Source organism: Aminithiophilus ramosus (assembly GCF_018069705.1).
GTDB classification, from domain to species: Bacteria; Synergistota; Synergistia; order Synergistales; family Aminithiophilaceae; genus Aminithiophilus; species Aminithiophilus ramosus.
Genome location: NZ_CP072943.1, coordinates 2,077,681 through 2,103,603, shown reverse-complemented (window position 1 = coordinate 2,103,603; position 25,923 = coordinate 2,077,681). Strand labels below are relative to the sequence as shown.

Below are 25,923 nucleotides of genomic sequence, written 5' to 3'. Positions count from 1 at the left end.
GTCCCGCTGATGGAAAAAGGCGCCAAGGTTCTGGGCTATGTCCTGATCGACGAGGAAAAGGGGCTTTTCCAGGGAGCCGTCATGGTCACCGATCCCCGGGGCATTCCTCTCGATTTCCGCTACACCGATCCCGTCCGCCCGACCCGTCTCGAACGGGTTCTCTACGGAGAGGCCCTGGAGATCTACCTGCGCGAGGAGATTCTCCTGAAAAACCTTCTCAAGGTCCTGGAGATCCGGCCCCACCTCTGGCTTTGCCGCGACAGGGCCCTTCTGCAGCCCCTGGCCGAACAGGGGGCCCTGCCCGTTCTCCTCGTCGAACCGACGAGCCATGCTCCGCTGGAAAACGTCGGAGAGATCCAGCCTCAGGGCGAGAGCGGTTCGATTCTCCTTCAGGCCGATCCGGTCAGCGCGCCTCTGCGATTGACGGCGCCCCTCGGCGGCCAGGCCGCCGACCTCCTCGCCCCGATCCTGTTGGAGGCGGCCCGGTCGATGGAGCTTGTCGAGCCCTTCGCGCGAATGCGCAAGGCCCTCGAGATCGTAGGAGAAGAGGGGCGTGGCGACTGAGGGAAAGGGCCGCCTGGGGGCCTTGGCGGAGAAGCTGGCCCGCCTTTTCGTGGGCCGCCTGCCCGTCCGGCGCCTTGAGGTGTCTCCGAGGGAGCCCGTCGTCACCTCCTCGCGGCGGGTGCCCTCCATCGCCCGTCTCTGTCTGGTTCCCCAGGTCCACGGCGCCCGCTGTCTCGATTGGGGCCGTCTTCCCGTCCGCACGACGGCCATGGGCCCCCTGCGCTATGAGGTGACCTGCCACGGGGGGCCTCTCCTTCGCCAGGACGTGAGCCCCCGTCGGGCCTTCTCGGTCATGGAGATCGCCTGTCGGAGGGTCGACGCACGCCGCCTGGTATCGATTCCCCAGGAGCGGTCCAATCGTATCCGCTTCCTCGGCGACCGGTGGAAACCTGAGGGGGCTAGCGCCCTGGCCCTTTTTTCGCCTATAATCAAGGACAGTCTTTTCAAATCCGTTCTCGACAAGCAGACCGGTTCCCTGCTTTGCTGGGTGAACCCCTCTTCAAGGGCGATGGAGCCCTTTTTCCTTGTCCTTCTCAGGAGAAGGAATGAAAAGGGGCAGTCTCTGGAGTGGCTTTGGTTCCCCCTGCCGGGGGAGTGAGGGCCGAGGAGTTTCCTCGGGCAAGACATACTGACTGTGGAGGTCTGAAGAATTCATGGTAGACGGGAACAGCTCGCCAGCAGGGACGGTCAACGTCGGTGATATCGTTGCCGGAACGGTGGAGCATATCGCTCCTTACGGGGCCTTTGTCCGCCTGACGACGGGGCAGAAGGCCATGGTGCACATCTCCGAGCTCTCCCACCGCTACGTGAAAAAGGTGGAGGACGTCCTCGAGCTGAAGCAGGAGATACGGGCCAAGGTCATCAAGATCGATGAAAAGGGACGGATCGATCTCTCCCTGAAAAGCCTTGAAGCCCCCGAACCTCCGCGGCGGTCGACGGAGGAGGATTTCGAAAAGCGCCTCTCCCTCTTCATCAAGACGAGCGACCAGAAGATCGCCGATCTCAACAGCAAGATGAAGGACGCCCGCGGCGGGAAGCGCAAAGGCCGCAAGTAAGCGATGACCTGTCGAACGTTCAAGGGGGCCTCTCGCCCCCTTTTTGCGTTTCTCCCCCTGGCTCCCGGCGATAGGGCTCTTCTCCGCCGGCAGATGTCCTGCCGCCGTTTCGACGATTCGCTCGTGCTGGCCGTGGCCCGCCGCTGCTTTTGGGGGTTTCCCCAGGTGATTCTCTGCGATCCGATGGGGCCTTCCGGTCCCTTCCCCACGACCTTCTGGCTGACCTGTCCCTACCTGGATCGTCTCTGCGGAACCCTCGAGGGGGAGGGGGCGGTGAGGTGTCTCGAAGGTTTTCTGGTCGACAGGAGGGAGGCCTGGATCGCCTATCATGAGGAGGCGGTCCTCCTGAGGCTCGCCCTTCTAGGGGCTCGGGGGGCCTTCGTGAGGCGTTTCAGGCCCCGTCTCTGGGAGGGCCTTCGCGGCGGAGTGGGAGGCGTTCGCCTCCAGGATCGGCCTCGCGTCAAGTGTCTCCATCTTCAGGTCGCCTCCTGGCTCGGCCGGGGGCGGCATCCGGGAGAGGCCTGGCTCCGTTCCCGGCTGGGACCTCTCGATTGTGACGATCCCGAAGGTCGTCCCTGCGGAGGTGTCTGCCCGTGAGAGTTGCCGTCATCGATCTGGGCTCCAATTCCGTTCGATCCCTCGCCGTCGACGTCGACGGCGACGTGCTCCGCCTCGTCGATGCCACGTCGACGATCACCCGCTTCACCGAGGGGATCGGCGAGGGAGCCTTCTCGCCCCGCCCCGAGGCCCTCGATCGGACCCTCGCCGTGCTCAGGGGCCTGAAAACCCGTCTCGACGGCCTCGGCGTCTCCGGTGAGGGCCGTTCCTTCTTCGCCACCGAATCGCTTCGGGCCCTCTCGTCGGCGGGGGCGATCGTCCCGGTTCTTGAGGGGGCAGCGGAGGCGGTTCTGCAGGTCCTCCCCGGAGAGGAGGAGGCCCGCCTGAGCTGCGAGGGCGTCCGCCTCGGAGGCATCGAGGCCGAGGCGGTTTTCGACCTCGGCGGCGGCAGCCTCGAGATCGTCGCCGACGGGGCCCTCTCCCTTCCCCTGGGGGCCGTCCGCCTTACGGACCTTTTCGGCGGGAATCGGAGAGGTATGGCCCTTCACGTCCTGGCCGCTCTGAAGGCGTCGGGCCTGTCGCGGGCCGCCTCCCTGGCCGGAGTGGGGGGCACCTCGTCGGCGTTGGCCATGATGGTCCGCTCCCTTCCGAAGGAGCTCTATCGCCCCGACGGACTTCACGGAACGCTTCTCTCCCGATGGCAGGTCCGTCTCATGGCCCGGGACCTGGCCGCCATGACGGCGGAGCGGAGGCGCGCCGTCGTCGGCCTCGATCCGAAGCGGGCCGATATCATCGTCGCCGGTCTGACGGTCATCGAGACCCTCATGGCTCACCTGGGCCTGGAGGCGTACCGGCACAGCGAGTGCGACCTTCTCTGGGGGATGGCCCGTCGTCGCGCCCTGGCTTTGGGATTTTCTCCCTCGTCGGTCCGCCTCTGAGGCGGCGGGAAATCCGGTCTTTCGCGGCGGGTTCCCCCTCCTCCGAGGGAGTCTTCCCGTGGGAGTGCGTCCCCATCTTCGGAAGAGAAGGGGATGGCGCTCGGAATCGAATGTCGAGATAGAGAAAGGCAGGTTCAAACCGATGTGGAAAGGACGCTTTGCCCAGGAGACGGCTGCGGCCGTCAGTGCCTTCACCCAGTCCCTTGATCTCGACTGGCGCCTCGCGTCGAGCGATATCGAGGGAAGTCGCGGTCACGTGGCCATGCTGGCCCAAGTGGGCCTTCTCGGCGCCGACGAGGCCTGTCGGATCGACGGGGCCCTGGCCGAAATCGACGGGGAGATCGCCTCAGGCCTCCTGAAGCCCAAAGAGGAGCTGGAGGACGTTCACATGAACGTCGAGGCCCGGCTCATCGAGAAGCTGGGCCCCCTCGGGGCCAAGCTTCATATGGGGCGTAGCCGCAACGATCAGGTGGCCACGACGATGCGCCTCTTCCTCCGGGGCGAGTACGGCAGGCTCTCCCTCGAACTGAAGGGGCTTCTGACGGCCCTTCTCGACCGGGCCGAGGCGGACCGCCTCGTCGTGATCACCGGTTACACCCATCTACAGCAGGCCCAGCCCGTCAGTCTGGGGCACTATTGGATGGCCCATTTCGAGGCCTTCCGCCGCGATGTCACCCGTCTGGAGGCGGCCAGGGCCGCCATCGACGAGTCTCCTCTCGGCGCCGGGGCCCTGGCCGGATCGACCCTTCCCCTCGACCGGGCCTTCTCGGCCCGCGAACTCGGTTTCTCCCGCCCGACGCGCAACAGCCTCGACAGCGTCGCCCAGAGAGACTATCTCCTCGATTACCATCATTTCGCCACCGTCTTCGCCCTCCACGCCTCCCGTCTGGCCGAGGACCTCATCCTCTACGCCAGTCAGGAGTTCGGCTGGCTTCTTCTCCCCGATGCCTACTGCACGGGTTCGAGCATGATGCCCCAGAAGAAGAATCCCGACGTTCTGGAGCTGATCCGAGGCAAGACGGGACAGGTCGCCGGACACCTGGTGGATCTCGTCATCTCCCTCAAGGGGCTTCCGTCGACGTACAACCGCGACCTTCAGGAGGACAAGAGAGGGCTTTGGGCCTCCATCGCTACCGTCGAATCGGTTCTGTCCCTTCTGCCCGATCTCCTGAACCACATCGCCGTAGACGAGGAACGGGCCGCCCGGGCCTTCGAGGACGGCCTTCTCCTGGCGACGGACGTGGCCGAACACCTCGTCGAACGGGGCGTTCCCTTCCGGGAGGCCCACGAGAAGACGGGCAGGCTGGTCCGGCGTTGCCTCGAGGAGAAACGGGCCCTCAACTCCTTTTCCTTGGAGGAGTGGCGGTCCCTCCTGCCCGAGGCGGGTGAAGATCTTCCGGAGCGACTCAACGCCGTCGACGCCGTCCGCCTTCGGAGGACGTTCGGCGGTACGGCTTTCGACCGCGTCGCCGAGGCCATCGGCGAGGGGCGGCGCTTCCTTTCCGAGGGGTGGCCCCTCTGACTTTTCGTCCCCTCCCCTGAATCCGCGGACAGCTTAAGAGGAGAAGCTCCGTCAGGGCGGCCGTGGCGCTGAAGGACCCGTCCCAAGCCGGCCGACGGGGTGCTTCGAGAGGTCCCCGAATCGGCGGGCCCGACGGAAGCCGTCCTGTGGAGACCGCCGATCCGGGCCTCCTTTCGGGACTTGTCGCGGGGGGATTCCTGTAATACGATGGGAACGGCGGCGCGCGGCATGTCTTGACAGGGACCGCCTCCCTCTGTATAGTGGTCTGCGCTTGCCTTGAGCCGTTAGCTCAGTCGGTAGAGCACCGGACTTTTAATCCGGGTGTCGTGGGTTCGAATCCCACACGGCTCACCATGTTGGGGTCCCATCGTCTAGTGGCCTAGGACACAGCCCTTTCAAGGCTGCGGCACGGGTTCGAATCCCGTTGGGACCGCCATTCCGCCGGTGTAGCTCAGTTGGTAGAGCAGCGCACTCGTAATGCGCAGGTCTGCGGTTCAAGTCCGCACACCGGCTCCATCGCGTATCGGCAAGGGGTCGCGGGTCTTCCCGCGGCCCCTTGTTTCGTGCGGCCTCTTGCGCACTCGAGACGGGGCGCCTTTTCCCCCTTTCCGCGCCCCGCGACTCCTTTCGGAGGTGCTGACGTGAAACACAGAAGACTTCTTTTGGCCCGCCACGGCAGGACGGATTGGAACAGGACCTTCCGCTACCAGGGGACGACGGATGTCCCCCTCGACGACGGGGGGCGGGAGCAGGCACGACGCCTGGGCCTCCGCCTGAAGAGGGAGCCGCTGGTCCGGATCGTCGCCAGTCCCCTCGTCCGGGCCGTCGAGACGGCCTCCCTCGTGAGCTCCTCCCTCCTCGAGGCGCCTCCGACGACATACTCGCCCCAGCTGGCCGAACTCGATTTCGGCCTCTGGGAGGGCTTGTCGGTCGCCGAGGTCATGGAGCGTCACGGCGATCTCTACCGGGCCTGGCGCGAAGATCCCTTTTCCGTCGAGCCTCCCGGAGGGGAGCCTTTCCTGAGCGCCGTCGACCGCGTCGGCAAGGCCCTCGCTCCCCTGCTGCACGAGGGCGAGGGGACCTATCTCGTCGTCTGCCACGGCGGCACGATCAGGGCCGCCCTGGCCTCTCTCCTTCGCCTGCCTCCCGATCTGGTCTGGAAAATCCGCCAGGACAACTGCGCCCTCACGGCCGTCGACGTCTGGGACGCCGAGCCCACTCTGGCCTTTTCCAACGACCAGGCTCATCTGCTCGTCGAGGAGGCCCTGATCGACGCCATTCCTCTTCCGAGATAGGCCTTTTCCCTCGGGAACTGCTAGAATAGGGGATATTTTCCGAAGTCAGGAGGCTGGCCGATGGACGCCTCGCGTCGCGACGACAGTCAAGATCAGCGTATCAGCAAGGAGGAGGAGGATCGCCTTTGGGAAAGGGCCGCCGCGGGGGATGAAGCGGCCCGTGAGACCCTGATCCTGGCTCATCGCCCTTTCGTCTTCTGGCTCGCCCGACGCCATTTCCGCGTCGATTCCTCCCGGTACCCCGACCTGATCCAGGAGGGGATGGTCGCCCTCATCACCGCCGTCGACCGCTTCGACCGAAGCAAAAACATCCGCTTTTCCACCTTCGCCTTCTATCGCGTGCGAGGCCGCATGGCCAACTTTCTCCAGCGCGTCGAGGCCCGTGCGCCTCTTCCCGTCGACGTCGACGACCTGGTCCTGGAGGACGAGACGTTCTCTTCGGAGAGCTTCGAGTGGCTTCTGGCTCTCGAGGCCGCCCTGCCCAAGCTGCCCAAGTCGGAGTCGGAGATCGTCGAGGCCCTCGTCCTGGAGGGCAAGAAGGCCCGAGAGGTGGCCGGCGAGCGTGGTGTCGATGTCAGCCACATCTACCGGCTTCAGCGGCGGGCTCTCGCCAGACTCCGAAGTTGGCTGGGGATCGACAGTCCACAGGAGGGGGAGGCCCGGGGATAATATAAAAGCAGGAACGGTTCGGGGGTGGTTGAGGTGGAACGGCGCATCGAGAGAATCAGGCGGTGGCTTGATCGCTGTACGGCTGCCTGCGAGGGTCGGCTTTGGGCGGCGGCCATAGCCGAGCTGGACTGCGCTCGGGCCGAGATGGAGGAGACGCGCCGCGCCCTGAGCGATCGCCTGCTGGGGGAGCCCTCCCGCCGGATCGGCGCCTCTCGGGCGACCCTGCGGGTGGCCCTGACCTCTCTTTTGCTCGTCGCGCTCCTCTCCCATCCGGCCGGTTCTCCTCGAGGCCCGGAGAGGAGTCTTTCTCCGCTTTTCACGGCGTCGGGCTCCATGGTCGAGATCGTCACTCCCGACGAGAAAAGGCTCCTTGACGCCCTCCGCATGCCCGGGGGAGGCCCGGCCCTCGCCGAGGTCCCTCCCGAGAGGATCGAGGCGGCGGAGGCGCGGCGGCTTCCCGACGAGGGGCTTTCTCCCGCCGTCGGAGAGGAACGGTTCGCCCCCACCGATACCCGCTTCGTCCGGGCGGGGGAGGAGGCCGTCGAGGAGAGCGTCCCCTCTCAAAGCTCCTCCCGAAGGGATCCCGTCGTCGCCGTGAAGGCCGACGACGAGCCGACGGCGGAGGACCTTCTCCGCCTTCTTCAGGTGGGGCAGAGGGCCCTTAGGGACGAGGGCGTCGTCGTCGTCCAGTAAAAGTTCATCGACATCATACCGAGGCTCCGGAAGGAGAGGATCTTCTTTGCGACGATTGTTCCCAGGCCTTGCCCTTTTTATCTTCCTCGCCCTTTTCCCCCTGGTCGCGAGGGCACAGGAGCCCCTTGTCGCTGCCGTCAACGTCGAAGGCAACAGCCAGGTCGTTTCCAGCCACATCTTGGGCGTCGTGGGGACCAAACCCGGCGATCCCATCGACAGGGAGCAGGTCCGCAAGGACATCGAGGCCATCTACAGCCTGGGTTTCTTTTCTCTCGTCGACGTCCGCGTCGAGTCCCTCCCCGCCGGACTGGGCGTCATCTTCGTCGTCCAGGAGAATCCCGTCGTGACCGAGGTCCGTTTCGAGGGGAACGAGGTCTACAGCGACGAGCAGCTCCACGAGCTGGTCTTCACCGCCGAGGGCAACGTCTTCAACCGCGTCTTCTTCCGTCACGACCTTCAGCGCATTCAGGAGCGCTACCAGAAGGACGGCTATGTCCTCGTCAAGATCGGCGACGTCCAGGTCGACGGAGGCGTCGTCACCGTCCAGATCATGGAGCCCCGCGTCGGCGAGATCATCATCCAGGGCAACACGAGGACGAGGACGCGCGTCATCGAGAGGGAGATCAAGGTCAAGACGGGCGACATCTTCAACTCGACGGTCCTCCGCCATTCGCTGAACCGGATCCAGGGCATGGGCTATTTCGAGGACGTCAACGTCGGCTTCGAGCCCACCGAGTCGCCCGAGGTGATCAATCTCGTCCTCACCGTCGTCGAGCAGAAGACGGGCCGCGTCGGCATCTCTCTCGGTCACGGCTCTCAGAGCGGCTGGAGCGGCGGCCTCAGCTACGAGGACACGAACTGGCAGGGTCTGGGCCACAAGGCCTCCATCGGCTTCGAGACGGGCGATCGCCAGCAGTACTGGATCTCCTACGAGCAGCCCTACATGGATTTCAAGACCTATTCCTGGCGTGTCGGCGTCTACAAGCGCGAGTGGGAAGACCTGGACTACTACCTCGACGGCTCGCTCCAGCTCTACGACTACGAGGAGGACCGCACCGGCGCCTACGTCGGCGTGGGCAAGAAATTCCACAACGAGCTCTACAGCTGGTACGTCACCCTCGACTGGCGTGACACGGATATCCGGGCCACGACGGAGAACTACAAGGGGACGGGCTCCTTCGACGATTTCAAGAGGGACTACCTCAAAGACGGCAAGACCTTCTCCGTGACGGGTACGGTCAAGCGGAGCACCCTCGACGAGATGGTGAGCTACCCCAAGGGAGACGTCGAATCGGTCAACGTCGAGAAGGCCTTCGAAGTCCTCGGCGGCGAGTACGACTACACCAAGTACTGGGTCGAGGCCCGCTACTACACGCCGCTCTGGTTCCTTCAGGATCTTTTCGACGCCAAGGTCGGCGACGAGGACAATCCCATCATTCTCGCCGCCCGCGTCCGATCGGGCTGGTCCAGCGGGACCCTTCCCGTGGCCGATCAGTACGAGATCGGCGGCAAAACGACGCTGCGGGGTTTCGACGACGACAAGTTCAAGGGCGACGAGATGTTCCTGGCCAACGTGGAGGTTCGCGTTCCCATCGAAAAGGCCTTTTCCTTCGTCCTTTTCTACGACACAGGCATGGCCTGGAACACCCAGACCACGGGCATTCACAGCAGCTACAGCCTCTCCGACCTGGAGGGTGCCTTCGGTTTCGGCGTCCGCGTGAGGACGCCTATCGGCAACCTCCGTCTCGACGTTGCCGAAGGGGATGAGGAGACGAAGACCCATTTCGGCTTCGGCGAGATGTTCTGATCGGCCTCGAATCAAGATGAGAGAGAGGATGGCCGTGGTGCTTCTTCTGGCCGCGGCCCTTTCTCTGGCTGGCCCGGCCGAGGCCCTCTCCGTGAGAGGCCTGCCCGAGTGGTCCCTCCCCCTGGCGGAGCGCGGCCTCCGGGCCGTCTGGGAGCAGATGCCCTCGGAACAGGCTGACGAGGGGCGGGTCCGCCTCCTCCGTCTCGTCGCCGAACGGCTCTTCGATGGCTATTCCATCGGGTCGGTCGATATTCTCAAGGGAGAGCCGACGGTGTCTTTCGTGGCTCTCGAACCGGTCCGATGGAAGGTGGCCCTTTTCGCTCCCGATCTGTCCGACCCTCTGGACGGCTGGTTCGACTCCGACCTGGAGGGGATCCGGGCGTCCCTGGCCCTTCTCCTCGACGGGCTGCCTCCCGCGGCCCTTTCCTGGTGCGGCAGGGCTTTGGAGGAGACCGTCCGCGACCGCATCGGGGAATGCCTGCCGGGCTGGACCTCTTCCCTGATCTTCCGCTCCGAGGAGGCCGAATGGACGATGGAGGTCCGTTTCGCCCCTCAGGGAACGCTTCTTCTGGCCTTCGATCCCCACCTCGTTTCGACGACCCTTCCCGTGACGCTTTTGAGGACGGACCTGAAGGACAATGTCCTCGAGGGGCTCGAGCCCCTTCTGGGACTCCCCGTGGCCTGGCTGGCCCATCACCGCTCGCGGATCGAGTCCTGGATCGGCGAGGGGCTCACCGATCGTCGCGTCGTGTCGCGGACGGCGGCCCGCGTCGACGTCGATTTCAGGCCCGAACGCATCAGTGCCGTCGACGTCTCCGTCGAGAGCCGTCGCTACGTGCTCTGGGCCTGGGCCTCGGCCTACGCCGGGACGGCCGATCGCTACCCGGAAGTGGGGCTTCATCTGGGACGGAGGGCGCAGCTCTTCCGCTGGTGGGAGGGGGAGCTCTATTACGAGGGGATCGTGGAAATGAAGGATTTCGAGCTGGAGAGCCGATGGGGATTTCGCTGGAGTCCCTGGGGCGACGTCTGGCTCGGCGTGGAAACGGTCTATCCCGGTTCCCTTCTATGGGGATGCCTTTCCCTGGGAGGACGGGTCGGGGAACCCTATTTCTGGGGGCGTTTCAGCGAGGAGAGCGATCACAATTTCGGCCTCGGCTACCGCCTCACCGAGTTCATCTCTCTCGAACTGCACTACGACAACGGCGACGAGGATCGCCTGAGCCTTCGGGCCATCGGCAACCTCTAGCCGATCTCATGAAGGAAGAAAGGGGGGCGTCCCCGTTGCAGATGACTCTGGCCGATCTGGCCCAACGTCTTCGAGGAGAGGCCATCGGCCCGCAGGATTACGTCGTCGAGGGGGTGGGGACCCTGGAGGCGCCCGAAGAGGGGCGGCTCTGCGTGGTCTGGGAGAGAGCCCTTCTTGAGCGGATGGCACCGTCGGTTCCCCTCGTCGCCCCCGTCGGCTGGCTCGACGGGGGGCGGTTCGGCGTCGAGGTCGGTGACCCGAGAACGCTCTTTCCCGATGTGCTGGCCCTCTTCCGGGAGAAGGTCTCCTTTCCGGCCGGGATCGATCCGAGGGCCGTCGTCTCCCCCGGCGCCCGAGTCGACGAAGGAGCCCACGTGGGGCCCCTCTGCGTCGTCGAAGAGGGGGCCGTCGTCGAAGAGGGGGCCGTCCTGGAGGCCCTGGTCTATGTCGGCCGCGGTTCCGTCGTCGGCCGCCGGACGCATGTCGAGCCGCAGGTCTCTTTCTATCGGGGGACGATCGTCGGCGACGACGTCCTCGTTCACGGCGGCACCGTCGTCGGCAGCGACGGTTTCGGCTTCGTCGTCGATTTCGACGGGGGGCACAGGAAGATCCCCCAGACGGGAGCCGTCCGCATCGGTGACGACGTCGAGATCGGCGCCTGCGTCACCATCGACAGGGGTACGGTGGGCGACACGGTCATCGGCGACGGGACCAAGATCGACGATCACGTCCACGTCGGCCACAACGCCAAGGTCGGGCCTCGCTGCGTCATCGTCGCCCAGACGGGGCTCTCCGGCAGCTGCGTCCTCGAAGAGGGCGTCGCGATGGCCGCCCGAAGCGGCGTCAGGGATCACGTCCGCGTCGGGGCGAGGGCTCAGGTCGCCGCTCTCGGAGGCGTCATCAGGGATGTGGCCCCGGGAGCCGTCGTCTCCGGTTTCCCCGCCCGCGATCACAGAGAGCATCTGAGGGAGGAGGCGGCCCTCTCCAAGCTGCCCGAACTTCTCCGGCGGGTCCGCCATCTCGAGGCCCGTCTGGCGGCCCTGGAAGGGGAGGGGACGGAATGAGGCGTCGCCGAACCCTGGCGGGGCCCGTCGTCTTCGACGGCGTCGGCCTCCACCGGGGAGAGCCCTGCCGTCTCGTCGTCGCGCCCCGAGAGGGGCAGGGCTATCTTCTGGCCCGTCAGGGCGAAGAGGCCCTCGTCGAGAGGCTCGTCACGAGGGGCGACGAGAGAGGAACGACGCTGATCTTCCCCGGCGGGGCCAGGGTTCAGACGGTGGAGCACCTGCTGGCCGCCCTGAGGGGGCTCGATATCGACGACGTCCGCCTCTCCTTCGACGGCCCCGAGCCGCCCGTCCTCGACGGAGGATCGGCCCTCTTCGCCGGTCGCCTTCTGGAGGCCGGCATCGTCGAGAAGGAGGAGGCCGCCGACGTCTACTCCGTTCCGCTTCCCCTCGTCGTCCAGTGGGGGGACCGTCTCGCGGCGGCCCTGCCCGGACGGGGTTTCCAGGTGACCTATGTCATCGATTACGAGAACCCCCTCATCGGGACGAGGCGTCTCTCGCTGTCGATGACGCCGTCGACCTTCATGGACCGGATCGCTCGGGCCCGGACCTTCTGTCTCGAGAGGGATCTGGAGGACCTCCGGTCCCGGGGGCTGGCCCGGGGGGGGACCCTGGAGAACGCCGTCGTCGTCGGCGAGGGGGCGATTCTCAATCCCGGCGGCCTGCTCTATGATGACGAGTTCGTCCGCCACAAGATTCTCGATTTCGTGGGCGACCTGGCCCTGCTGGGCTGTCCTCTGGAGGGCCACTTCCTGGCCATCGCCGCGGGCCACGACCTCCATCAGGCTCTGGTGGAGCGTCTCAGGCCCTTTATCGTGCAAGGGAGAGTCGATTCGTGATGGATATCGGAAAGATCATGGAGTACCTGCCCCATCGTTATCCCTTTCTCCTCGTCGACCGCATCGTCGAGATGGAGCCCCTCCGCGCCGTGGGGATCAAGAACGTCTCCATCAATGAGCCCTTCTTTCAGGGCCATTTCCCCGGAGAGCCCGTCATGCCCGGCGTTCTCATCCTCGAGGCGATGGGACAGGTGGCGGCCATGATGATCTGTCAGAGCCCGGAGATGAAGGGGATGATCACCTACGTCACGACCATCGACGAGGCCAAGTTCCGTCGTCCCGTCCGCCCCGGCGATCAGCTCGTGACGACGGCCGAGCTGACCCGCGTCCGCGGCCGCGTCGGCAAGGTCAGGGCCGTCGGGCGCGTCGACGGCCAGATCGTCGCCTCGGCCTCCTTCGGTTTCGTCCTCGCCCATCGCCTCACGGCGGCGGAGGCGGAAGAATGACGACGGCCATTCACCCGACGGCTCTCGTCTCGCCCCGGGCCGAGTTGGGCAGGGACGTCGTCGTCGGCCCCTACTCCATCGTCGACGAGGGGGCCGTCATCGGAGACGGCACGGAGCTGGCCGCCTACGTCCGCGTGAGGTCGAGGAGTCGCCTGGGCCGGCGTTGCCGTCTCTCGGAGCATGTCGTCGTCGGCGGAGACCCTCAGGATCACGGCTACCGGGGAGAGCTCAACGACGTCGTCATCGGCGACGACGTGATCCTCCGGGAATTCGTCACGGTCAACCGTCCCGTGGGCGAGGGCGCCCTTACGTCCGTTGGTGACCGCTGCCTTCTCATGGAGGGCGTCCACGTCGCCCACAACGTCCGCATCGGCGACAACGTCGTCATCGCCAACAAAGTGGGTCTGGCCGGTCACGTCGTCGTCGAGGAGAACGTGACCCTCGGCGGCATGGTCGGCGTCCATCAGTTCGTCCACATCGGTCGCTACTGCATGATCGGAGGGCTCTCGAAGATCGTCAAAGATGTCCCTCCCTTCGTCATGGCCGACGGTCGGCCCGCCCGCATTTACGGCCTCAATCGCGTCGGTCTGAGGCGGAACGGCTTCGTGTCCGCCGACCGGGAGAGGATCCGTGCCCTTTACGAGAGGATCTATCACGGAGGCCTGCCTCTGCGCGAGGCGCTGAGCCGCCTGCGGGAGGAGATGGCCGGAGATCCTTTCGTCGAGGAGATCGTCGCCTTCGCCGCCTCGGGGAGCCGAGGCCTTGCTCCCTGGGTCCGCAGTTTCCGAGAGGGCGATCATGGCGATTAGGCTTCTGGCCCTCGACGTCGACGGAACGCTGACGGACGGGGGAGTCTATCTCGACGGGGCGGGCAACGAGTTCAAACGCTTCGATATCCGCGACGGCATGGGACTTGTCCGGCTGAGGGAGAGCGGCGTCGCCCTCGCCCTCATCAGCGGTCGGGCCTCCTCCTCCACGGAGGCCCGGGCCCGGGCTCTGGGCATCTCCATCGTTCACAACGGCGTCGGCGAGAAGCTGCCCGTCCTGAAGAAGGTGGCCGCCGATCTGGGGCTGGAGGCTTCGGAAGTCGCCTTCATGGGAGACGACGTCAACGACCTCGATTGTCTGCTCTGGGCCGGCCTCTCCCTGGCTCCCTGCGACGCCCGACCGGAGGTGCTGGCCGCCGCGGGCTGGGTCGCCTCCCTGGGCGGAGGGAGAGGGGCCGTCCGCGAGGCCGCCGAGAAGATTCTCTCTCTCAACGGGGAGCGGGCCCTTCCGTGACCTTACGGAGGAGACCTTGGGGCATTCTGGACCGGTTCATCATCAAGGAGCTGAAGGGGCCCTTCCTCTTCGGCGTCCTGGCCTTCACCGTCCTCCTCGTCGCCGGAGACCTGCTCTTCAAACTGGCCGACCTGATCATCGAGCAGGGCGTTTCCCTGAACGTCATCGTCCGCCTTTTCCTCTACAGCCTGCCCGCCGTCGTCGTCCTCACGCTGCCCATGGCGGCCCTCCTTTCGACGCTGCTGACTTTCGCCCGCCTCTCCTCCACGAGCGAGATCGGGGCTTTCCGGGCCTCGGGCATCTCCTTTCAGAGGATCGTCCGTCCCGTCCTCGTCGCCTCCGTCGCCGTGGCTCTTCTGGCCACGCTCATGGGCGAGACTCTCGTCCCCCTGACGAGCCGGGCCGCGGAGAACGTCCTGCGCTATGAAGTGGCCAAGCAGAGGATCTCCCTGGTCAAGGATCACGTCTTCCTTCGCGAGGAGGAGGGGGGCAGACTGAAACGCGTCGTCTACATCAGCCGTCTCAAGCCCCGGTCGGGGACGATGGAGGGGGTCCTCCTCCAGGAGTTCGAGGAGGGACGGCTGAGGCAGATCCTTTCGGCCGAGAGGGGAGCCTGGGTCGAGGGAGAATGGTGGCTCGACGACGGCAAGGTCTTCGACGTGGAGCCCTCGGGCAAGGTCTCCCTTCTCTTCCGCTTCCAGCGCCAGAAGCTCACCCTTCGTCTCGCCCCGGAGCAGCTGGAGCGGGTCTCGCGCAAGCCCGAGGAGATGAACGTCCCCGAGCTGCTGGAGCAGATAGCTCTCGTCGACCAGCAGGGGGTCGACGTCCGCGCGCTCTGGGTGATGTTTCATCTTCGCCTCGCCGTTCCCTGGGCCAGCGTCGTCCTGGCCCTTGTCGGCGCCGCCCTGGGAGTCCGCCCCCAGAGGAGCGGCTCCGGTTCCGGCGTCGGCCTCGGCCTGAGCGTCGTCATCGTCTTCGCCTACTACGTCATCATGTCCTTCTGCCAGTCTCTGGGCCAGGGAGGGTACCTTCCCCCTCTTATCGCGGCCTGGTCGCCCAACGTGATCTTTCTGATCGCGGGGGGCGCCCTGGTCCGCAGGGCCAATCGCTAAGGAGGTCCCTCCATGGAATCGACGGTCGCACTCTTCGCGGGAGAGGGGAAGCTGCCCCTCGAAATCGCCCGAAGGCTCACCGACAGGGGAGTCCCTCCCGTCGTCTACGCCCTGGGCGCAGTCGAGGGTTCTCTCTCCCGCTACGCTCTCGATCTGGTCGCCCTTCCCCGCCTCGAACTGGGCCAGGCTTTGGCCGACCTGGGGCGGCGGGGGCTGACGAAGGTCATCCTCGCCGGCGTCGTCCCCAAGACGGTGATGTACAAGCCGTCCCTCATGGATGAGGGACTGAAACGTCTCCTTCAGCATCTGCCCTCTCGCGACGACCACAGCCTCCTCGGCGCCGTCGTCGCCGCCATCGAGTCCTACGGCATCACCGTCCTGCCCTACCGGGATCTGATCATCGATCTCATGGCCGCGGCCGGTCCTCTGGCCGGGCGGAATCCGACGGAAGAGGAGGCGGCCGACATCCATTACGGCCGCGAGGTGGCTTCGACGGTGTTGCCTCTGTCGTTCGGTCAGACCGTCATCGTCAGCTCCCGGGCCGTCGTCGCCGTCGAGGCCATGGAGGGGACCGACGCCACGCTGCTGCGAGCCGGAGGCCTGGTCCGTCAGGGCGTCGTCGTCAAGATGATGCGCATCGATCAGGACGAGCGCTACGACCTGCCGACGGTGGGGCCGGCGACGCTTCGCAACATGGCCCGGGCGGGGCTGCGCTGCCTCGCCGTCGAGGCCAGGAGGACGATCATCCTCGAGTCCGAGGCCTTTCGGCGTTTCGCCGAAGAGGAGGAGATGGCCGTCGTGGGGATCCACCATTGTCTCTTTTCCTGAGCTGCGGCGAGGCCTCGGGCGACTTCTACGCGGCCGGCCTTCTGGCGGCCCTGAAAGCGAGGGTCTCCGACCTGAGCTGCTGGGGGCTCGTCGGCCCTCAGGCCCGGGCCGCCGGGGCCGAGGCCTTCCGCCCCTCGAGCGAGCTCGAGCTTTTCGGCCTCACCGAGGTCCTGCCCGCCTTGCCCCGCCTCTGGCGGCTGAAGAGGACGCTCGTCGAGGAGGTCCGTCGCCGTCGCCCTTCCGCCGTCGTCCTCGTCGACAGTCCCGACTTCAATCTCCCCCTGGCCAGAAGCCTTAGGAAGGACGGCTACGGAGGGGCCATCGTTCACGTGGCCCCTCCGACGCTCTGGGCCTGGAGGCCGGGGCGGGCCGAAACGCTTCGGGCCTGCTCGATCCTCTGCCTCCCCCTCTACGGCTTCGAGAACCGCCTTTTCAGGGAACTCGGTCTCGACAGCCGCTGGAAGGGGAACCCCCTTCTGGACAGCTATCGCCGCTGGCGGCCCGATCCGGCGCTGGCCTCGTCCTTCCCTCCCGCTCCCGTGGCCCTTCTGCCCGGCTCGCGACGCAGCGAGATCGACAGCCTCATGCCCGTCCTGGCGGAGGTGGCCGACGCTCTGGCCCGTGAGGGCGAGGAGCCCGTCTTTTCCGTGGCCCCCGGTCTGTCCGGTCCGGTCCGTCTGAGGCTCCTTTCCCTTCTGGAGGGGCGGCGGTTTTACGAGGGGCCGGCCCGGGAGCTTCTCGCCCGGTCCCGTTGTGCCGTCGCCGCCAGCGGGACCGTGGCCGTCGAGGCCCTCCTCCTCGATCGCTTCGCCGTCATCGGCTATCGCGTCGCCCCTCTGACCTGGTTCGCGGCGCGGCGTTTCTGTACCCTGCGCCATGTGGCGATGCCCAACATCGTCGCCGGCGAGGAACTCTACCCCGAGCTGCTTCAGTCCCGCTGGACGACGGAAGCCGTCCTCCAGGCCCTGAGGCGCTACGGCGACGACGGCGCCTACCGTCGGACTCTTCACGAAAAGATGGCTGTGGCGCGGCGGAGAGAGCTGGGATCGGCGGGCGCCCTGGACTTCTGGGCCGAGACGGTTCTGGAGGTGGGGTTCCGGTGAAGCGTTTCCTGCTCATGGCCAACGGTCCCGGCGAACTCTGGGGGTGGGTCCGCCCCCTGGCGACGGCTCTTCATCGCAGGGGACACGCCGTCGACCTCCAGCTTCTTCCCTGTCCCTTCGCCAGCGGCAGAGAGGCCCTCGTCGCCTCGCGACTTCCGGTGCGCGTCCGGCCTCCGGCAAACGCCCTTTCTCTTTTGGCCTCTCTCGACGGAGCCGACGCCGACGCCATCGTCCATCTCGGCGGTGACCTGCTTTTCGGCCGCTGGGCGGCCCGCCGGGGCATTCCCCTGGCAGCCTATACCTACGGTCCCAAAAAGGGACTGGACCGCTGTCGCGCCCTCTTCACGGCCTTCGACGCCATGGCGTTTTCCCTTAAGGGCCATCCTGCCGTCGTCGGCGATCTCGTCGCCTCCGCCCTGGAGCTGGACGGTCCCTCCTCCTCCTGGGAGCGCCGCGAATCGCCCCGCATCGTCTTCTATCCCGGGAGCCGCCCCTTCATCCGCCGCGTCGCTCTCCCCTTCGTCGCCGAGCTGGCCCGGGCGCTTCGGCAGGTCTATCCCGATATGGGCTTGAGAACGCTCATGTCACCCTTCTCCGACGACGAGGAGTTCGCCCTCTGGAGAGAGCGGGGACTTTGTCCCACCTTGCTCGGCGCCGGGGCCGTCCTGGGCGGCGCCGATTTCGCCGTGACCCAGCCGGGGACCAACACGCTCGAACTCCTTCACCGCGCCGTCCCGGCCATCGTGGCCGTTCCCTTTTCCTTCCTCCGCCAGGTCCCTCTCGGAGGGGTCAAGCAGTGGATCGCCGCCATTCCCGGTCTGGGAGCCTGGGGAAAGGAACGGTATCTCCGGGCCCGGGCTGCCAGGACGGGGTTTCTGGCCCTTCCCAACATGATCGCCGGCAGGGCGCTGCTTCGGGAGTCCGTCGGCGATTTCGGCCCGCGCGAGCTGGCCGCTCTCGTCGTCGAAGGTCTCGACGACGGCGCCGGCCTGGAGACGAGCCGGCGAGGGCTCCGTGCCCTCGCCGACGAGAGCGGCGTCGACGGGGCCCTTCGCCTGGCCTCTTCCCTCGAGGAGATGATTTCGAGCTGATGAACTCATTGCGGTCTTCCGTCTACCTTCGCCTTCTCCGGCAGGTTCGCCCTTACACGAACCGCCTCGGACTGGCCCTGATCTGCATGATCGTGGCCTCGGCCTGTAACGTCGCCCCGCCCTGGCTGCTGAAAAACGTCGTCGACGACGTGCTCATCAAGAAAAACATGGCTCTTCTCAACGGTCTTTCTCTGGGAGTGGTGGCTCTCTTCTTCCTCAAGGGGCTCGCCGGCTACGGCCACCAGTACCTCATGAACTGGATCGGTCAGCGCGTCGTCATGGATATCCGCCTCAAGCTCTACGAACACATGCAGGGCCTCTCCTTCCGCTACTTTCACGCCACGCGCGTCGGCGAACTCCTCTCTCGGGTGACCAACGACGTCAACGTCCTCCAGTCTCTGGTGACGACGGTCCTCGTCGATCTCGTCATCCAGTCCGTGAGCTTCGTCGCCATGTTGGGTTTCCTTTTCTACCTCAACTGGCGTCTCACCCTCGTCACCTTTCTCGTCCTCCCTCTGGCGGGATGGGTCATCGACAGGGCGGCCCGGAAGCTCCGCCGCGTCGGCCACGAGATCCAGGAGCAGCTGGCCCGCCTTTCGGCCATCGCCGAGGAGGCTCTCTCGTCGATCCGCATCGTGCGTATCTTCGCCACGGAGGAGGAGGAGCTGAACCGCTTCAACGATCAGAATCGGGCCAACTTCCGCTCCCTCATGAGGGGCACTCAGGTCCACGCGGCCCTCTCGGGGACGGTGGAGTTCATCCTCATCGCCGCTCTGGCCCTCATCCTCTGGCTGGGAGGACGGGACGTCATCGCCGGTCGGCTCACGCCGGGCGAGCTGATCGCCTTTCTGGGCTACCTGATCCTCCTCGTCCAGCCCATCCAGGCCGTGAGCCGCGTCGTCAGCCAGGTCCAGCAGGGGCTGGCCGCCGTGGACCGTATCTTCGACGTCATGGGGAAGACCTCCGACGTACCCCCTCCCCGAAATCCCGTCCTGCTCGATGTCCTCAGGGGCGATATCCGCTTCGAGGACGTCTGGTTCGCCTACGAGGCGGGGAGGTGGGTCCTTCAGGGGATCTCGCTTCACATCGCCCCCGGCGAGACGGTGGCCCTCGTGGGGACGACGGGGGCGGGGAAGTCGACGGTGGCCGACCTCATTCCCCGTCTCTACGATCCTCAGCGGGGCAGGGTCCTCATCGACGGTCACGATGTCCGGGACCTGGAGATGACGGCCCTGAGGCGACGGATCGGCATCGTTCCCCAAGACCCGCTGCTGCTCAAGGGGAGCCTGGCCTTCAACGTCGCCTACGGCTGTCCCGAGGCGACGGAAGAGGCGATCGGCCGGGCCCTCGACGAGGCCGGTCTTTCCGACTTCGTGGCCTCCCTCCCGGCAGGGCTGGCGACGGAGGTGGGCCAGAGGGGCGTGACCCTCAGCGGCGGCCAGCGTCAGCGCGTCGCCATCGCCAGGGCCCTCGTGCGTAACCCCAAGATCCTCATCATGGACGAGGCCACCTCCTCGCTCGACGCCTCGGTGGAGCAGCAGATTCAGGAGGCCATGCACAGGGCCGCACGGGGGCGGACGTCGCTGATCATCGCCCATCGCCTCTCGACGGTGCGCCAGGCCGACCGAATCGTCGTCATCGAAGGCGGTTCCGTCGTCGAAGAGGGGAGTCACGAGGTCCTCATGGCCCGGGACGGGCGGTACCGACGGCTCTATTCCCTCCAGTTCGGCCTCGACGATGCGTAGAGCCATCGACAGCTACCTCCGTTTCGCCCGCGGGGAGAGGAGCTTCCTCTCCCCCTGGGCCCTCCTCCTCCCGGCGGGGGTCATCGGGAGGGGCTATTCCCGCATCCGCAACGTCCTCTTCGATCATGGCCTGCTGTCCGTGGAGGAGGTTCCCCTTCCCGTCATCAGCGTGGGCAACCTCACCGTCGGGGGGACGAACAAGACTCCCTTCGTCGAGATGCTCGCCTGCCGCCTCCAGTCGATGGGATTCGCGCCGGGAATCCTTTCGCGCGGCTACGGCGGCAGGGCGGGCGAGCCCGTCGTTCTTCGCGGAGGAGAAGGGGATCGGTCCGCCGTCGGCGACGAGCCCCTCCTCCTCTCGCGACACCTTCCCCAGGTCCCCGTCGTCGTCTTTCCCGATCGGCGGGTCAGCGCGGCCCTGCTGGCCAGGGAGGGCGCCTCCGTCGCCGTGGCCGACGACGCCTTCCAGCACCGTCGCCTCGATCGCGACGTCGACATCGCCCTCGTCGATGCCTGCTGTCCCTTCGGCAACGGCCATGTCGTCCCCGCCGGAACGCTCAGGGAGGCAAAGGAAGGGATTCGCCGGGCCCATCTGGTGGTGGTCACCAAGTACGATCAGGTCTCTTCGGGGAGGCTGGCCGATCTCGTGGAGTCCCTTTCGTCCCTCGTCGGAAAGGATCGTCTCTTCCTCTCCCGGCTCCGCCTCGAGAGGTGGATCGGCTGGGCCGGGTCCTGGGGCGAGGCCGTGACGCCCGAGGGACGGGCCTTCGCCTTCTGCGCCATCGGAAGTCCCTCCAGCTTTCGGACCTTTCTTGCCGGCCAAGCTCTCGATCTGGCCGGAGAGCGCTTCTTCCTCGATCACCATCGTTTCACCGCCGACGAACTGGTCGCCCTGGAGGAGGAGGCGTTGCGCCTGGGCGCCGATTTCCTGGTCTGTACCGAGAAAGACGTCTACAATGTCCCTCCTCGCTGGCGTCCCCGGCTTCCCCTCTTCGTCCCCCGCGTCGTCTCCGTCGTCGACGACGAATCCCGGTTCTGGCGATCTCTCGTCGAGGCTCTGCGCCCCAGGCTGGTCGTCGCCGCCAACGGCCACGGAGAGGACGCCATGGCCGTCGAATTGGCCCTGCGGCTTCGAAGGCGTTTCCCCGCCGCCGAGGTGGTGGCCTTTCCCCTCGTCGGCAAGGGCACGCCCTACCGGGCCAGGGAGATCCCCATCGTCCCGCCTCCGTCGGTGACGCCCAGCGGCGGCGTCGTCAAATACAGCCTCCGGGAGTTCTGGCGAGATCTCCGGGCGGGACTTCTGCCCCAGGTCATGGCCCAGCTCCGCTCCTGGCGGAGCCTTCGCGGTCGCTGCCGCACGCCTCTCTGCATCGGCGACGTCTACCTTTTCCTTCACGCCCTCTGGGGACAGGGACGGAAGCCGGTTCTCGTCGCCACGGCGAAGACGACCCTCCTGTCGGGCCATCTCCGTCTCGAAAGCTGGCTCCTCGGTCTCCGCTGTCGCGCCGTCTGGACCCGCGACGAGGCGACGGCTCAGGAACTTCGCCTCAGGGGCCTCGAAGTCCGTTTCTCCGGCAATCCCATCATGGACCTCATCGGGGATAATAAAGATGGGGAGCTCGATCTGCCTCCCTCTCCGGAGAGGATCCTCATCCTTCCCGGCAGCCGTGACAGGGCCTACGGCGACATTCGCCTCCTTCTGGAGACGGTCCGGCTTCTCTTCCGTCGAGGCCGGAGGGATTTCCTCCTCGTCCCCGCCCCGACGCTCGAGTTGGCCCGGCTTCTTGAGGGACTCCCCCGGTGGCGCATCGAGGGAGGGGCCCTCGTCGACGGCGAGGGGGCGACCGTCGTCCTCCACAGGGGAACGGTGGCCGAAGCGGCTCCGCACTGCCGCCTCGTCCTCGGCCTCGGTGGGACGGCCAATCAGATCTGCGCCGGTCTGGGGCTGCCCGTCGTCTCCATCGAGGAGAAGGGCAAGGAGGTCCAACGGAAGCTTCTGGGCGAGGCCGAGCGGCTGGTGGCGCCCCGGCCCGAAGTCCTGGCCGATGCCGTCGGGGCCATCCTCGACGATCCCTCGCTCTGGCGGCGCATGTCCCAGGTCGGCAGGGAACGTCTCGGCGGTCCCGGCGCCCTTGACGACGTCGTCGCCTTCGCCGGCGAGGCCCTCGGTTGGGGGACCCGTCATGCGCTCTACGTGACCCTTTCAGATAAATTAGGAGGAGAAAAGCGATGACCACCCTTGCCGTCATTCCCGCGCGCTTCGGCAGCACCCGTCTGCCGGGCAAGGCCCTTCTCGAGATCGGCGGAATGCCCCTCGTCGTCCGTGTCCTTCGCCAGGTGCAGCGCTGCCGATCGGTCGACCGCGTCCTCGTCGCCGTCGACGACGAGCGCATCGCCTCCGTCGTCGACGCCTGGGGAGGGGAGGCGCTGATGACGCCCCGCGACCTCAAGAGCGGCGGCGACCGCGTCGCCCATGTGGCCCGCTCCTTTCCGGAGGCGGAAATCGTCCTCAACGTCCAGGTCGACGACCCTCTCGTCGGGCCCGACATGGTCGATCCCCTCGTGGCGGCCCTGACGGAACGGCCCGATGTCCGTCTCGCCCTGCTGGTGAAGGAGATCGAGAGAGCAGAAGAGATCGATAACCCCAACATCGTCAAGGCCGTCTTCTCCCCCGCGGGAGAGGCCCTCTACTTCAGTCGCTCGCCCATTCCCTATTCCCGCAACGAGGGGGGGCGGTGGTACAAGCACATCGGTCCCTACGCCTACAGGCGCGACCTGCTCCTGGCCTTTTCCGACCTGCCCCAGACCCCTCTGGAGAAGACGGAGAGCCTCGAGATGCTTCGCCTCCTCGAGGGGGGCGAGACGATCCTCGTCGTTCCCGTCGGGAGGGACACGATCGAGATCGATACGGCCGACGATGTGGCGGCCCTGGAACGCTATCTCACAGAAAAGGGGGATGACCTCCGATGATTCGTCCCGTGCCGATCGGCGCCGGCCTCGTCGGCGACGGCCCTCTCGTGGTCGTCGCCGGTCCCTGTGTCCTCGAAGGCGAAGCGGTGGCCCTCGAAACGGGCCGCCGGGCCAAGGCGATCTGCTCCCGCCTCGGCCTGCCCTACGTCTTCAAGGCCTCCTTCGACAAGGCCAACCGCACCTCCATCCGCAGCTTCCGCGGTCCCGGCCTCGAAGAGGGGCTGGCCCTTCTGGAGAAGATCAAGAAGGAGCTGGGCTGTCCCGTCCTCACCGACATCCACGAGGCCTGGCAGGCCGGTCCCGTGGCGGAAGTGGCCGATGTCCTCCAGATTCCGGCCTTTCTCTGCCGTCAGACGGACCTTCTCGTCGCCGCCGCCCGGACGGGACGGCCTCTGAACGTCAAGAAGGCCCAATTCCTCGCTCCCGAGGACATGAAGAGCGTCGTCGAGAAGTGTCGCGAGGCGGGCAACGACAAGGTCATCCTCTGCGAACGGGGGACGACCTTCGGCTACCGTCAGCTCGTCGTCGACTTCCGCTCCCTTCCTCTGATGCGCGAGCTGGGCTGTCCCGTCATGTTCGATGCCACCCACAGCGTCCAGACGCCGGGAGGGCAGGGGAGCTCCTCCGGAGGTGACCGGCGCTTCGTCCTTCCTCTGGCACGGGCCGCCGTCTCTCTGGGCATCGACGCTCTTTTCCTGGAAACCCATCCCGATCCCGATTCCGCCAAAAGCGACGGTCCCAACATGGTCCCCCTGGACAGGCTGGAAGCGCTTCTGGAAGAACTCGTCGCCATCGACGACGTCGTCCGTCGTCTGGGGCCGGTCCGTCTCGGCTGGGCCGGGGAGAGGAAGTGAGCGCCGGAGAGACGGTCTGGAGCGATGAGGCGCTCCTGGCCACGGGAAGGGCGGTTCTCCGCGACGAGGCCCGCGAGCTGGAGTCGGCGGCGGAGCGTCTCGGAGTCGAGCTGGTCGAGGCGGCCCGTCTCGTCCACCGCTGCCGGGGGCGGGTCGTCGTCGTCGGCCTGGGCAAGTCGGGGCTGATCGGCCGCAAGATCGCCGCCACCCTGGCCTCCCTGGGGACTCCGGCCTTTTTCCTTCACGCCGCCGAGGGCGTTCACGGCGATCTCGGCATGGTCTGCCCCAGCGACGTGGGCCTTTTCATCAGCAACAGCGGCGAGACGGAAGAGGTCCTGGAGCTGATTCCCTTTTTCCGGCGCATCGGCGCTTCCGTCATCGCCTTCGCGGGGAGGGGCGCCTCCCGTCTGGCCCGCGAGGCCGACGTGACCCTCCTGACGACGGTGGCCCGCGAGGCCGATCCCCTGGGGCTGGCTCCGACGAGCAGCACCACCGTCCAGCTCGCCGTCGGCGATGCCCTGGCGGCCATGGTGACGGAGCTGAGAGGCCTCCGTCCCGAGGACTTCGCCCTCTTTCATCCCGGCGGAGCCCTGGGGCGCAAGCTTCTTCTCCGCGTCGGCGATCTCATGGGCCCGCCGGAACGCCTCCCCGTCGTCGGACAGGAGGCCTCCGTCAGGGACGCCCTTTTCGAGATCACCAGCAAGGGCTACGGCGCCACCTGCGTCGTCGACGGGGAGAGGCTCGTCGGCATCTTCACCGATGGCGATCTCCGCCGCCTCATGGAAAGAGAGGGCGTTCAGGCCCTGGACGGTCCCATCGCCCGATCGATGACGCTTCACCCCAGGGTGATCGCTCCGGACCGCCTCGCCGTCGAGGCGCTGCGCCTCATGGAGGAACGGGAGGTCTCCGTCCTCGTCGTCGTCGCCGACGGCCGCCCTCAGGCCATGATCCATCTCCACGACCTCCTCAAGGCCGGCATCGCCTGAAGGGCCATGAACCTCTATTCGGCCTGCGTGGCGACGCTCTACCTGGCGGCCTATCCCTGGCTGGCCCGACGCTACCGCGAGGGTTTCGACGAACGACGGGGCCTTTACGGCGATCTCTCCTTTCTCTCGGGGCGACGTCCCCTCTGGGTCCACGCCGTCTCCGTCGGAGAGGTCCAATCGGCTCTGCCTCTGCTCAGGAGGGCGCGAAGGGCCGTCGGCGACACGCCTCTTCTCCTTTCCACCGTGACGCCGACGGGACGTCGGATGGGACTGCGTCTCCTCGACGGCGTCGTCGACGGCCAGGTCTACTATCCCTGGGATGTCCCCTGGATCGTCAATCGGGCTCTCGACGCCCTCGACCCGCTCCTGTACGCCGCCGTCGAGACGGAGATCTGGCCCGGCCTGCTGACGGCGCTGAAGAGGCGTTCCATCCCCGCCTTTCTCGTCAACGGCCGCCTTTCAGAGGGCTCCTTTCGGCGGATGTCCCACTGGCCCTCCTTCTGGAGGAAGGCCTACGGCCTCTTCGAGGCCGTCTTCGTCAGGGCCGACGACGACATGGAGCGCTTCCTCCGCCTGGGCGTGGCTCCCGACAGGCTTCACCTCGTCGGCGACTTCAAGATCGACGCCCTTCTCGACCGCCACGATCGGGCCGATCTCTCGGATCTGCGGCGGGAGTTGGCCGGAGAGGGGCCTCTTTTCATCGCCGGGAGCACCCACGAGGGGGAAGAGGAGGTCGTCGTCGAGGCCTTCCGTCTTCTGCGGCAGACCGTCCCCCGGGCCCGTCTCGTCGTCGTCCCCCGCCACCCGGAACGGGCCCGGGCCGTCCGTGCCCTCTGCGGGAAGGACTTTTCCTCGTTCCTGATGTCGCAAAGGGGTGCGGGGTGGGATATACTGGTCGTCGATCAGGTGGGGGTCCTTTTCGACCTCTACGGCCTCGCCTCGGGCGCTTTTGTCGGGGGCAGCCTCGTGGCCAGGGGAGGGCAGAACCTTCTCGAGCCGGCCTGCTGGGCCCTTCCCGTCGCCCACGGCCCTCACATGGAGGACTTCGCCGTGGCCGCCCGCGATCTGGCCCGGTTCGGCGTGGCCCGCACCGTGATCGACCCGGTCCAGCTCGCGCGGTTCTGGCGGGACTGCCTCGACGGGAATCTCGCCGAAGAGGCCTCGGCGGGATCGAAAGGCTATTTTGCCGTCCGGGGGGGAGCTGCCTCCCGGGCCTGGACGCAGATGGAACCCTATTTGTCCCAAAACAGGAGATGATCG

At 66.6% G+C, this 25,923-nt stretch carries 26 protein-coding genes and 3 tRNA genes; all 29 read left to right on the top strand.

The window, feature by feature from the left end; all coding sequences use genetic code 11:
- Positions 1-9: 9 nt before the first annotated feature.
- The 29 genes from KAR29_RS09775 to KAR29_RS09635 all read left to right on the top strand — a co-directional run bounded on the left by KAR29_RS09775 (position 10) and on the right by KAR29_RS09635 (position 25,920).
- Positions 10-564 (top strand): hypothetical protein, encoded by a 555-nt coding sequence (locus KAR29_RS09775; RefSeq protein ID WP_274372807.1) that lies wholly within the window; start codon positions 10-12, stop codon positions 562-564.
- A complete protein-coding gene (locus tag KAR29_RS09770; RefSeq protein ID WP_274372806.1) occupies positions 554-1,162 on the top strand; it encodes a hypothetical protein in 609 nt (202 codons plus the stop codon). Before KAR29_RS09775 ends, KAR29_RS09770 begins: the two co-directional genes overlap by 11 nt.
- Positions 1,163-1,217: 55 nt before the next feature.
- Entirely contained in the window at positions 1,218-1,619 is a 402-nt protein-coding gene (locus KAR29_RS09765) for a S1 RNA-binding domain-containing protein (protein ID WP_274372805.1), read from the top strand.
- A gap of 93 nt (positions 1,620-1,712) precedes the next feature.
- Complete coding sequence (locus tag KAR29_RS09760; protein ID WP_274372804.1) at positions 1,713-2,216, top strand: DUF501 domain-containing protein; 504 nt, start codon at positions 1,713-1,715, stop codon at positions 2,214-2,216.
- The gene (locus KAR29_RS09755) at positions 2,213-3,115 is read left to right on the top strand and encodes a Ppx/GppA phosphatase family protein (RefSeq protein ID WP_274372803.1); all 903 of its coding nucleotides are present in this window, start codon (positions 2,213-2,215) and stop codon (positions 3,113-3,115) included. The genes KAR29_RS09760 and KAR29_RS09755 overlap by 4 nt, the downstream gene beginning before the upstream one ends.
- Before the next feature lie 142 nt (positions 3,116-3,257).
- Positions 3,258-4,637, top strand: coding sequence for an argininosuccinate lyase (gene argH / locus KAR29_RS09750; protein WP_274372802.1), 1,380 nt, complete (start codon positions 3,258-3,260; stop codon positions 4,635-4,637).
- Between the two features lie 278 nt (positions 4,638-4,915).
- Positions 4,916-4,991 (top strand) — tRNA-Lys (locus KAR29_RS09745).
- Between the two features lie 6 nt (positions 4,992-4,997).
- Positions 4,998-5,073: transfer RNA gene (locus KAR29_RS09740), tRNA-Glu, on the top strand.
- Positions 5,074-5,077: 4 nt separating this feature from the next.
- A tRNA-Thr gene (locus KAR29_RS09735) sits at positions 5,078-5,153 on the top strand.
- A 125-nt stretch (positions 5,154-5,278) separates the two neighbouring features.
- The gene (locus KAR29_RS09730; RefSeq protein ID WP_274372801.1) at positions 5,279-5,932 is read left to right on the top strand and encodes a histidine phosphatase family protein; all 654 of its coding nucleotides are present in this window, start codon (positions 5,279-5,281) and stop codon (positions 5,930-5,932) included.
- Positions 5,933-5,992: 60 nt separating this feature from the next.
- A complete protein-coding gene (locus KAR29_RS09725; RefSeq protein WP_274372800.1) occupies positions 5,993-6,601 on the top strand; it encodes a sigma-70 family RNA polymerase sigma factor in 609 nt (202 codons plus the stop codon).
- A 33-nt stretch (positions 6,602-6,634) separates the two neighbouring features.
- Positions 6,635-7,294 carry a hypothetical protein gene (locus KAR29_RS09720; protein ID WP_274372799.1) on the top strand — a complete coding sequence of 220 codons (660 nt, stop codon included), beginning with the start codon at positions 6,635-6,637 and terminating at the stop codon, positions 7,292-7,294.
- Between the two features lie 46 nt (positions 7,295-7,340).
- On the top strand, positions 7,341-9,101 hold the full coding sequence (locus KAR29_RS09715) for a BamA/OMP85 family outer membrane protein (RefSeq protein WP_274372798.1): 1,761 nt from the start codon (positions 7,341-7,343) through the stop codon (positions 9,099-9,101).
- A 16-nt stretch (positions 9,102-9,117) separates the two neighbouring features.
- Positions 9,118-10,347 carry a hypothetical protein gene (locus tag KAR29_RS09710; protein WP_274372797.1) on the top strand — a complete coding sequence of 410 codons (1,230 nt, stop codon included), beginning with the start codon at positions 9,118-9,120 and terminating at the stop codon, positions 10,345-10,347.
- A gap of 41 nt (positions 10,348-10,388) precedes the next feature.
- Entirely contained in the window at positions 10,389-11,411 is a 1,023-nt protein-coding gene (gene lpxD, locus KAR29_RS09705; protein ID WP_274374964.1) for a UDP-3-O-(3-hydroxymyristoyl)glucosamine N-acyltransferase, read from the top strand.
- Positions 11,408-12,247 (top strand): UDP-3-O-acyl-N-acetylglucosamine deacetylase, encoded by an 840-nt coding sequence (lpxC, locus tag KAR29_RS09700; protein ID WP_274372796.1) that lies wholly within the window; start codon positions 11,408-11,410, stop codon positions 12,245-12,247. Before lpxD ends, lpxC begins: the two co-directional genes overlap by 4 nt.
- Entirely contained in the window at positions 12,247-12,693 is a 447-nt protein-coding gene (fabZ, locus tag KAR29_RS09695; protein WP_274374963.1) for a 3-hydroxyacyl-ACP dehydratase FabZ, read from the top strand. The genes lpxC and fabZ overlap by 1 nt, the downstream gene beginning before the upstream one ends.
- On the top strand, positions 12,690-13,502 hold the full coding sequence (gene lpxA, locus KAR29_RS09690) for an acyl-ACP--UDP-N-acetylglucosamine O-acyltransferase (protein ID WP_274372795.1): 813 nt from the start codon (positions 12,690-12,692) through the stop codon (positions 13,500-13,502). Before fabZ ends, lpxA begins: the two co-directional genes overlap by 4 nt.
- Positions 13,492-13,974: a KdsC family phosphatase gene (locus KAR29_RS09685; protein WP_274372794.1), complete on the top strand. Its 483-nt coding sequence runs from the start codon at positions 13,492-13,494 to the stop codon at positions 13,972-13,974. Before lpxA ends, KAR29_RS09685 begins: the two co-directional genes overlap by 11 nt.
- Positions 13,971-15,086 carry an LptF/LptG family permease gene (locus tag KAR29_RS09680; RefSeq protein ID WP_274372793.1) on the top strand — a complete coding sequence of 372 codons (1,116 nt, stop codon included), beginning with the start codon at positions 13,971-13,973 and terminating at the stop codon, positions 15,084-15,086. Before KAR29_RS09685 ends, KAR29_RS09680 begins: the two co-directional genes overlap by 4 nt.
- Positions 15,087-15,098: 12 nt before the next feature.
- Positions 15,099-15,914 carry an LpxI family protein gene (locus KAR29_RS09675; RefSeq protein ID WP_274372792.1) on the top strand — a complete coding sequence of 272 codons (816 nt, stop codon included), beginning with the start codon at positions 15,099-15,101 and terminating at the stop codon, positions 15,912-15,914.
- Positions 15,899-17,017 carry a lipid-A-disaccharide synthase gene (locus tag KAR29_RS09670; protein WP_274372791.1) on the top strand — a complete coding sequence of 373 codons (1,119 nt, stop codon included), beginning with the start codon at positions 15,899-15,901 and terminating at the stop codon, positions 17,015-17,017. The genes KAR29_RS09675 and KAR29_RS09670 overlap by 16 nt, the downstream gene beginning before the upstream one ends.
- Complete coding sequence (locus KAR29_RS09665) at positions 17,014-18,108, top strand: glycosyltransferase family protein (RefSeq protein ID WP_274372790.1); 1,095 nt, start codon at positions 17,014-17,016, stop codon at positions 18,106-18,108. The genes KAR29_RS09670 and KAR29_RS09665 overlap by 4 nt, the downstream gene beginning before the upstream one ends.
- A complete protein-coding gene (locus tag KAR29_RS09660; RefSeq protein WP_274372789.1) occupies positions 18,108-19,853 on the top strand; it encodes an ABC transporter ATP-binding protein in 1,746 nt (581 codons plus the stop codon). Before KAR29_RS09665 ends, KAR29_RS09660 begins: the two co-directional genes overlap by 1 nt.
- Complete coding sequence (lpxK, locus tag KAR29_RS09655; protein WP_274372788.1) at positions 19,846-22,086, top strand: tetraacyldisaccharide 4'-kinase; 2,241 nt, start codon at positions 19,846-19,848, stop codon at positions 22,084-22,086. The genes KAR29_RS09660 and lpxK overlap by 8 nt, the downstream gene beginning before the upstream one ends.
- Positions 22,083-22,823 (top strand): 3-deoxy-manno-octulosonate cytidylyltransferase, encoded by a 741-nt coding sequence (gene kdsB, locus KAR29_RS09650; protein ID WP_274372787.1) that lies wholly within the window; start codon positions 22,083-22,085, stop codon positions 22,821-22,823. The genes lpxK and kdsB overlap by 4 nt, the downstream gene beginning before the upstream one ends.
- Positions 22,820-23,677, top strand: a complete 858-nt coding sequence (kdsA, locus tag KAR29_RS09645) for a 3-deoxy-8-phosphooctulonate synthase (RefSeq protein ID WP_274372786.1) — start codon at positions 22,820-22,822, stop codon at positions 23,675-23,677. The genes kdsB and kdsA overlap by 4 nt, the downstream gene beginning before the upstream one ends.
- Positions 23,674-24,663: a KpsF/GutQ family sugar-phosphate isomerase gene (locus KAR29_RS09640; RefSeq protein WP_274372785.1), complete on the top strand. Its 990-nt coding sequence runs from the start codon at positions 23,674-23,676 to the stop codon at positions 24,661-24,663. Before kdsA ends, KAR29_RS09640 begins: the two co-directional genes overlap by 4 nt.
- A 6-nt stretch (positions 24,664-24,669) precedes the next feature.
- Positions 24,670-25,920, top strand: a complete 1,251-nt coding sequence (locus tag KAR29_RS09635) for a 3-deoxy-D-manno-octulosonic acid transferase (protein WP_274372784.1) — start codon at positions 24,670-24,672, stop codon at positions 25,918-25,920.
- Positions 25,921-25,923: the final 3 nt, after the last annotated feature.